This window comes from Microbacterium sp. Au-Mic1 (assembly GCF_021341785.1).
Taxonomy (GTDB): Bacteria; Actinomycetota; Actinomycetes; order Actinomycetales; family Microbacteriaceae; genus Microbacterium.
Genome location: NZ_JAJTTF010000004.1, coordinates 340,845 through 348,937 on the forward strand (window position 1 = coordinate 340,845; position 8,093 = coordinate 348,937).

At 70.6% G+C, this 8,093-nt stretch carries 9 protein-coding genes; 8 read left to right on the forward strand and 1 reads right to left on the reverse strand.

The window, feature by feature from the left end; translation table 11 throughout:
• Positions 1-30: 30 nt before the first annotated feature.
• The 5 genes from LXM50_RS07740 (at position 31) to LXM50_RS07760 (ending at position 4,961) form a co-directional block, all read left to right on the forward strand.
• On the forward strand, positions 31-804 hold the full coding sequence (locus LXM50_RS07740; protein WP_233310725.1) for an isocitrate lyase/phosphoenolpyruvate mutase family protein: 774 nt from the start codon (positions 31-33) through the stop codon (positions 802-804).
• 93 nt (positions 805-897) lie between these two features.
• On the forward strand, positions 898-2,655 hold the full coding sequence (locus LXM50_RS07745; protein ID WP_233310726.1) for a proline--tRNA ligase: 1,758 nt from the start codon (positions 898-900) through the stop codon (positions 2,653-2,655).
• 136 nt (positions 2,656-2,791) lie between these two features.
• Positions 2,792-3,391, forward strand: coding sequence for a pyridoxal 5'-phosphate synthase (locus LXM50_RS07750; RefSeq protein WP_233310727.1), 600 nt, complete (start codon positions 2,792-2,794; stop codon positions 3,389-3,391).
• Positions 3,388-3,828, forward strand: coding sequence for a cupin domain-containing protein (locus LXM50_RS07755; protein ID WP_233310728.1), 441 nt, complete (start codon positions 3,388-3,390; stop codon positions 3,826-3,828). The genes LXM50_RS07750 and LXM50_RS07755 overlap by 4 nt, the downstream gene beginning before the upstream one ends.
• Before the next feature lie 92 nt (positions 3,829-3,920).
• Positions 3,921-4,961 (forward strand): TIGR00730 family Rossman fold protein, encoded by a 1,041-nt coding sequence (locus LXM50_RS07760; protein WP_233310729.1) that lies wholly within the window; start codon positions 3,921-3,923, stop codon positions 4,959-4,961.
• Positions 4,962-5,042: 81 nt separating this feature from the next.
• Here LXM50_RS07760 and LXM50_RS07765 read toward each other — a convergent pair whose 3' ends face one another.
• Positions 5,043-6,401 carry an FAD-dependent oxidoreductase gene (locus tag LXM50_RS07765; RefSeq protein ID WP_233310730.1) on the reverse strand — a complete coding sequence of 453 codons (1,359 nt, stop codon included), beginning with the start codon at positions 6,399-6,401 and terminating at the stop codon, positions 5,043-5,045.
• A gap of 144 nt (positions 6,402-6,545) precedes the next feature.
• Here LXM50_RS07765 and nusA point away from each other — a divergent pair, with 144 nt between their 5' ends.
• The 3 genes from nusA to LXM50_RS07780 form a co-directional block, all read left to right on the forward strand.
• A complete protein-coding gene (gene nusA / locus LXM50_RS07770; RefSeq protein WP_233310731.1) occupies positions 6,546-7,535 on the forward strand; it encodes a transcription termination factor NusA in 990 nt (329 codons plus the stop codon).
• A 35-nt stretch (positions 7,536-7,570) separates the two neighbouring features.
• On the forward strand, positions 7,571-7,861 hold the full coding sequence (locus tag LXM50_RS07775; RefSeq protein WP_233310732.1) for a YlxR family protein: 291 nt from the start codon (positions 7,571-7,573) through the stop codon (positions 7,859-7,861).
• 59 nt (positions 7,862-7,920) lie between these two features.
• On the forward strand, positions 7,921-8,093 hold a 173-nt coding region (locus tag LXM50_RS07780), incomplete at its 3' end, for a translation initiation factor IF-2 N-terminal domain-containing protein (RefSeq protein ID WP_233310751.1).

The window sequence follows — 8,093 nt, forward strand, 5'->3', positions numbered from 1 at the left end:
CGGTCGGAGCCGGGTATTAGCGTGGTGTCCATGACCACCTCTGCCGACAAGGCCCGCACCCTCGCCGCGCTCTACGCGGCCCCCGAGATCCTTCGCGTCGTGAACGTGTGGGACGTCGTCTCCGCACAGGCGATCGCCGCCCTCCCCGAGACCACGGCCATCGCGACGGCCGGACATTCGATCGCGTCGTCCTACGGCTACGCCGATGGCGCGATCCCGCGCGAGCTCATGCTCGACATGGTCGGCCGCATCGCCGCTGCCGTCGAGCTGCCGGTGACCGCCGATCTCGACGACGGCTACGGCGACGCGGGGGAGACCGTGCGTCTCGCGATCGGCGCAGGCGTGGTCGGCGCCAATGTCGAGGACCGGCTGCGCCCCCTCGCCGAGGCTGCGGCGGACGTCGAGGCGATGATCCGCGCGGGCGAGGCCGAAGGCGTGCCGTTCGTGCTGAACGCGCGCACCGACGCCTTCGTCCGTGGGGGCGGCCGCCCGGTCTCCGAGTCCGTCGCCGACGCGATCGAGCGCGGTCGGGCCTACCTGGACGCCGGCGCCACCGCGGTGTTCGTGCCCGGCATCCTCGACGCGGACACCACGCGCGCCCTCGTCGAGGGGATCGGACACGGCAAGGTCAGCGTGATCGGCCTGCCCGGCGCGCTCACCTCCGCCGAGTACGAGGCGCTCGGCGCCGCCCGCATCTCCTTCGGTCCGCTGCCGCAGCGGGTCGCTCTCACTGCGCTGCAGGACAGCGCCGCCGAGATCTACGCCGGGGGCATCATCCCGGCGAGCACCCGCGCCCTGAACTGACGCCTCCGCGTCCGGACCAGCTCTGAAACGCCCGATCGCCCCGCCCGCGCAACCCCGCACGGGCGGGGCGATCGCCGTCACTAGACTTGTTCCGTGGTGACTCGTCTCTCGAACTTCTTCCTCCGCACGCTCCGTGAAGACCCCGCCGATGCGGAGGTCACGAGCCACAAGCTGCTGGTCCGGGCCGGATACATCCGCCGGGCCGCGCCTGGCGTCTTCACCTGGCTGCCGCTCGGACTGCGGGTCAAGGCGCGCATCGAGCGGATCATCCGCGACGAGATGGAGAACGCGGGAGCGCAGGAGGTGCATTTCCCTGCGCTGCTGCCGCGCGATCCCTACGAGCGGTCCGGCCGCTGGGAGTCCTACGGCGATGGGATCTTCCGCCTGCAGGACCGCAAGGGCGCCGACTACCTCCTCGCCCCCACGCACGAGGAGATGTTCACGCTGCTCGTGAAGGACCTGTACTCCTCGTACAAGGACCTGCCCCTCACGATCTACCAGATCCAGGACAAGTACCGTGACGAGGCCCGTCCGCGCGCCGGCCTCCTGCGTGGCCGCGAGTTCACGATGAAGGACGCCTACTCGTTCGACGCGTCCGATGCGGGGCTCGACGCCAGCTATCAGGCTCAGCGCGACGCCTATGAGCGCATCTTCCAGCGCCTCGGGCTCGAGTACGTCATCGTCAACGCGGACAACGGCCTCATGGGCGGCGCGCGCAGCGAGGAGTTCCTGCACCCCACACCCGTCGGCGAGGACACCTTCGTGCGCTCCGAGGGCGGCTACGCGGCCAACGTCGAGGCGTACACGACCGCCGTTCCTGAGCCCGTGCCCTTCGATGCGGACGGCGCCCCGGTGATCTTCGACTCGCCGAACACGCCCACGATCGAGACGCTCGTGGCGCACGCCAACGCGAACCTCGAGGGGGAGTTCACCGCGGCCGACACCCTCAAGAACGTGGTGCTCGCGCTCACCCACCTCGACGGCACCCGCGAACTCGTCGTCGTCGGGATCCCCGGCGACCGCGAGGTCGACGAGAAGCGCGCCGAGGTGGCCTTCGCGCCCGCCGAGGTCGAGGCCGCGACGGCGGACGACTTCGAGAGCCACCCTCTTCTGGTCAAGGGCTACATCGGCCCGTGGTCGCCCACCGGCGCGATCCTCGGTGAGGAGTCGGCCACCGGGATCCGCTACGTCCTCGACCCGCGGGTCGCCGAGGGCACCAGCTGGATCACGGGCGCCAACATCGACCAGAAGCATGCGCACTCGGTCGTCGCCGGCCGTGACTTCTCCGCGGACGGCGTGGTCGAGATCGCCGACGTGCAGGAGGGGGACCCCGCCCCCGACGGATCCGGTCCGGTGTACCTGGCGCGCGGCATGGAGATCGGCCATGTCTTCCAGCTGGGCCGCTTCTTCGCGGAGACGCTCGGGCTCAAGGTTCTCGACGAGAACGGCAAGCTCGTGACCGTCACGATGGGCTCCTACGGCATCGGCGTGACCCGCATCCTCGCGATCATCGCCGAGCTGAACAACGACGAGAAGGGGCTGGTCTGGCCCGCCTCGGTGGCGCCGTTCGACGTGCATGTCGTCGCGGCCGGTCGCGATCAGCTCGCCTTCGACGTCGCGGCCGACGTGTCGGCGCAGCTCGAGGCGGCCGGACTCGACGTGCTCTACGACGACCGTCCGAAGGTCTCACCCGGTGTGAAGTTCGGCGACGCCGAGCTCGTCGGCGTGCCGCGTGTGCTCGTCGTCGGCCGTGGCGCCGCCGACGGCCAGGTCGAGCTGTGGGACCGCCGCACCGGCGAACGCGACACCGTGTCGATCGCGGAGGCGGTTCAGGCGCTCACCACGCGCTGAACGACGCCGGCACCGCACGAGGGCCCCGCGCATCCGAAGAGCATGCGCGGGGCCCTCGGCGTGAGCTCCGCGGCGCAGTGACCCGGCTCGCGGCGTGCTGAGTCCGCGGTGGGAAGGGTTCCTGCAGGATGGAGACATGGACATGACGCCTGCCGCCTGGCTGCGAGCACGCCCCGCGCTCACCGGATCCGCGCCGGCGCTGCATCCCGGATCGGTGCCGGACGAACCTCTCGCGCTGTTCCTGAACTGGATCACGACCGCGGCGGAGGCGGGCGTGGCCGAACCGCACGCCGCGACCCTGGCGACGGTCGATGTCGACGGGGTCCCGGACGCGCGGACGCTCATCCTCAAGGACGTCGACGAGCGCGGCTGGGCGTTCGCGGGAACGCGGTCATCCGCCAAGGGCCGGCAGCTCGCGGCCCATCCCGCGGCCGCGCTGAACTTCTGGTGGCAGCCGGTGCTGCGCGCCGTGCGGGTGCGCGGTCCGGTGCGCGAGGCCTCGTCCGACGAGAGCGCGGCCGACCTCGCGGCGCGATCGGCTGCGGCGCGAGCCGGGGTCGCGGACGGGGACTGGGTGCTCTGGCGGATCGTGCCGAGCCGGATCGAGTTCTGGCAGGGCGCGACGGATCGCCGGCACACCCGGATCGTCTACACCCGCCACGGTGACGGCTGGCTCCGGTCGTGGAGCGAGGGCGAGGACGCGCGCAAGGGCGCGAACGAGGAGGAGAGCGCATGAGCGGATACGAGGTCGCGAGCATCGGCAGCCCGGACGAGTGGCGCGCGTTCCACGGCGGATTCGACGCGGCGCGCTCGCGCGACGGGCGGCGCGTCGTCGACCACGAACTGGCCATGCAGTACATCGGCATGACCGCGAACGCCCTGGAACCGGGGGAGGAGGCCGGTTACTGGCACACCCACTCCCGGATCGAGGAGCTCTACGTGTTCCTCGCCGGGCGCGGCCAGATGGGCGTGGGCGACGAGGTCGTCGAGGTGGGGCCCGGCACGGTCGTCCGGGTCGGACAGGACGTGCCGCGGACGTGGCGTGCGCGCCCGGACAGCGCCGGCGAGCTGCGCTGGCTGTGCATCCGCGCCGGTGGGGAGGAGCTCCCGCATCTCCCGGACGACAGCGCGCGACTGCCGGAGCGGCCCATGCCCTGGAGCGCTGCGGACTGAGTCGGCTCACCGGGCGGGCGGGTGCTGCTCCAGGCATCGTCCGCTCCGCGCGGCGGCACCCGCCGTTCATCGCGGCGTGACACGCTGGAGGCATGACCGACGAGATCCTGCCTCCGGCCCTCCGAGCCGAGATCAACGCTGTTCTCGATGACGCCGGCGTGCACGCGGACCGGCGCCTGGTGCTGCGGATGCTGCAGACGGCGGTGCTGCTCGGCGAGGACGGCGCCGATCGACTGGATCTGAAGATCGCCTCGGCGGCGCTCAGCGAGATGCGCAGCGCCTTCCGGCTGTTCGCACCGTTCCACGGCGTGCCCAAGGTGACCGTCTTCGGATCCGCCCGCACCGCCCAGGACGACCCGCTTTACCGGCAGGCGCGCGACGTGGCGGCCGCGCTCGCCGCAGAGGGCTGGATGGTGGTCACGGGCGCGGGCCCGGGGATCATGCAGGCCGCTGCGGAGGGCGCGGGCCCCGAGCGCTCTCTCGGGGTGTCCATCCGACTCCCGTTCGAGGAGAAGGCGAACACGATCGTGGCCGAGCAGGAGCACGTCGTGGCGATGAAGTACTTCTTCACGCGCAAGCTCATGCTGATGAAGGAGTCCCGCGGGTTCATCTGCCTCCCCGGCGGCTTCGGCACCCTGGACGAGATGTTCGAGCTGCTCACCCTGCAGCAGACAGGCAAGGCCGAGCCCATGCCGATCGTCCTGCTGGACGAGCCCGGCGGGACGTTCTGGCGCGGCCTGGAGCGCTTCGTGCAGGAGGACCTCGCACCGACCGGGGTGATCTCTCCCGGCGACTTCGACCGAGTCCAGATCACCGATTCCGTGTCGGAGGCGACGGCCGTCATCACCGGGTTCTGGCGCAACTACGACTCGCTGCGGTGGGTGGGCGACCTGCTGGTGCTGCGCCTGCGCGCAGAGCCGACGGCTGACGAGATCGCTCAGCTCAACGAGCAGTTCGGCTCGATGCTGTCGTCCGGTCGCATCGAGACATCCGGTCCGCATCCCGTCGAGCTCGCCGACAAGGATCTGGTCGAGCTGCCGCGGCTGTCGCTGCACCTGGATCAGCGTGCCGTCGGCGGGCTGTTCCGCCTCATCGGCGCGATCAACAGACTCGGATCCGCCCCCGGCCGCTGAACGACGCCTCGAACCGGGCGCGGGGCCGGGCGGCGCGTGCACGCAATGCCCTCCTCAGGACCACGACTTCGCGGGCTGTCGTCACGCCTCGGAAAGCAGGATCCCCGCGGCGAAGGCCTCGAGGTCGACGCGGCGGCCGAGGATCCGCTCCGCGGCGCGCACTCCCGACGCGTACGCGCCGCCGACCGTCGCGGGCTCCGCGCCCCAGGTCGCCTCGCCGGCGAAGTGCAGCACGCCGTCGACCGGGCCCGCGAGGGCGTCGTGGTCGCCGTGCGATGATCCGGTCGCGAGGTGCGAGTAGGACCCCAGCGAGAACGGATCCTGTCCCCAGCGCGTGATCCACTGCGCGACAGGCTGGGGGACGCTCTCTCCGTAGAGCCTGCGCAGGGCCGCCACCGCATCGGCGGAGATCGCGTCGTCGGTCAGTGTCTGCATGCGCTGCCCGAACGGTCCGGCGGCGAAGGTCAGCAGGGTGGGGCGACCGCTGATCGCGGACACGTCGTACCAGGAGTGCCAGTGCTCACCGGGCTCTCCGAGGGCGCGGATCGCGTAGACGCCCTCATCCCAGAAACGCTCGGAGAACTGGAGGAAGATCTTGTTGAACACGCCCATCCCGAGTCGCGCGAGCGGATCCGCGACCTCGGCAGGCAGCGCCGGTTCGAAGGCGATCGTCCCCGCCTTCAGCACGCCGAGGGGCACGGTGACGACCGCCTGCGCCGCGGTGAAGACGCCGCGGTCGGTCTCGACCCGCAGCCCCTCGGTGCTGCGCACGATGCGCCGCACCACGTGCTCGAGCCGCACGTCGAGGCCGGCGGTGACGCGACGCGGCAGTTCGTCGTAACCGCGCGGGAAGACGACCTCATCGCCGTCGATCGCGTCCTCGTCGAGCCCGTGCGCGTCGAGATCGCCGATCCACGCGCCGCACTGCTCCTCGACGCGATGCCGGAAGAACTCGCGGATCTCGTCGACGCGCTCGGGATCCATCGCGTCCCTGTGTCGCTCCAGCGCGTCGAGGGCGCGCTCGGTCACGTCGAGGTACGTGTCGCCGGGACGAGCACGGGAGATCTGCTCCTTCACGGCGTGGTCGGCGGCATCGACGTCGGCGACCCATTGCGCGCTCTCGGTGGCGGACATCCGCCGCGCCGCGCCGTCGAAGTCGGCGATCGGCCTGCCACCGGCCTGGAAGCTGCCGACGGTGAACTCGATGGACGGCGCGCCGAGTGCCTGCACGAGCTCCCAGAGGCGGGAGTCCTCGATGCCGTGGATCCAGGAGGCGCCGAGATCGACGGAGAAGCCCGCGTCCCGATCCGTGTGCATACGCCCGCCGATCCGGTCCCGCGCCTCCAGCACGGTCACGCGCTGCCCGGCGTCGCTGAGCAGCCGCGCGGCAGTCGCGCCGGACATGCCGGCGCCGATCACGATCGTGTCGAACTCGGGCACGGGTGCTCCTCTGGGCGTCTTCGTCTGCGGATTCTCGGGCGCGGCGCTCGGGAGGCTTCGCCGAGGCGGGTGCGGCCAGGGTATCGTTGTACGGATGTCGTGCGTGCGGGTGCGCGCCGACGAGAGCTGAACAGGGAGGCCGTCATGGATATCGATCTCGGATTGCTGCGCACGATCGAGCGGGAGAAGGAGATCCCCTTCGACGAGCTGATCGCGATCATCGAACAGGCCGTCCTGACCGCCTACGCCAAGCATGACTCGGCGGAGGGCGTGCTGACCGAAGGCGCCCGCGTCGAGCTGGACCGCAAGACCGGCCACGTCGCCGTCCTCATCCCCGTGCGTGACGAGGAGGGCGTGATCATCGGCGAGGAGGACTCCACGCCCGATGACTTCGGCCGCATCGCCGCCTTCGCCGCGAAGCAGGTCATCGGCCAGCGCCTTCGGGACATCGCCGACGACGCCGTGCTCGGCGAGTTCCGCGGCAAGGAGGGCGACATCGTCGCCGGTGTCATCCAGCAGGGTCCGAACCCGCGCATGATCCACGTCGACCTCGGATCCGTCGAGGCGATCCTCCCGCCCGAGGAGCAGGTGCCGGGCGAGGAGTACACGCACGGAACCCGCATCCGCGTCTACGTGACGTCGGTCGCCAAGGGGATGAAGGGTCCGGCGATCACCGTCTCCCGCACGCACCCCGGACTCGTGCGCAAGCTGTTCGCGCTCGAGGTGCCCGAGATCGCCGCGGGTCTGGTCGAGATCGTCGCTCTGGCTCGCGAGGCCGGGCACCGCAGCAAGATCGCGGTGAAGGCGAACGACCCCGCGATCAACGCCAAGGGCGCGTGCATCGGCGAGATGGGCCGTCGCGTCCGAGCGGTCACCGAGGAGCTCGCGGGGGAGAAGATCGACATCGTCGACTATCACCAGGATCTGGCGACGTTCGTCGCGCATGCGCTGTCGCCCGCCAAGGTGACCAGCGCCTTCGTTCTCGACGCCGGTACCAAGGCCGTGCGTGCGCTCGTCCCCGACTACCAGCTGTCGCTCGCGATCGGCAAGGAAGGGCAGAACGCCCGCCTCGCCGCCAAGCTCACCGGCGCCAAGATCGACATCCAGCCGGACTCGATCCTCGACGGCGCCTGAGCGGGCGCGTTCGCCTGCCGCGCCCGAGGTGTAAGATGGAGCCTGTACGAACGTGTGTCGGTTGCCGCGCTCGTGCATCTCGCACCGCCCTGCTCAGGGTGGCAATCCGGAACGGTGAGCTCGTCTTCGACGGGCAGGCCGTGCTGCCGGGGCGGGGTGCGTGGGTGCATCCGACTCCGGAGTGCGTGGACACCGCCCTGCGGCGACGCGCCTTCGCCCGTGCGCTCCGTGTGTCCACTGCAATGGAATTCCCGGAAGCAGAGAACATGCAGACCCTCGAGAAACGGCTGAACGGCTATGGAAACAAAGTGAACGGCTCGAAATGAGACCCGTCCGCGACTAGTGGTCTGCCCTGCCAGGGCGGACCGACCCTGACAGGAGAATTGTGGCTGGTAAACCACGCGTGCACGAGATCGCCGCTGAACTCGGCGTCGACAGCAAGTTCGCACTCGCAAAGCTCAAGGAGCTCGGCGAGTTCGTGAAGTCCCCCTCATCCACGATCGAGCCTCCGGTCGCGCGCAAGCTGCGCGCGGCGATCGAGGCCGACAAGCCGGCGGG

Excerpts from the sequence above, each read along its gene's own strand:
- LXM50_RS07740 (WP_233310725.1), top strand. The coding sequence starts at position 31 with ATGACCACCTCTGCCGACAAGGCCCGCACCCTCGCCGCGCTCTACGCG.
- LXM50_RS07755 (WP_233310728.1), top strand. The coding sequence starts at position 3,388 with ATGAGCGGATACGAGGTCGCGAGCATCGGCAGCCCGGACGAGTGGCGC.
- LXM50_RS07760 (WP_233310729.1), top strand. The coding sequence starts at position 3,921 with ATGACCGACGAGATCCTGCCTCCGGCCCTCCGAGCCGAGATCAACGCT.
- LXM50_RS07750 (WP_233310727.1), top strand. The coding sequence starts at position 2,792 with ATGGACATGACGCCTGCCGCCTGGCTGCGAGCACGCCCCGCGCTCACC.
- LXM50_RS07775 (WP_233310732.1), top strand. The coding sequence starts at position 7,571 with ATGGAGCCTGTACGAACGTGTGTCGGTTGCCGCGCTCGTGCATCTCGC.
- nusA (WP_233310731.1), top strand. The coding sequence starts at position 6,546 with ATGGATATCGATCTCGGATTGCTGCGCACGATCGAGCGGGAGAAGGAG.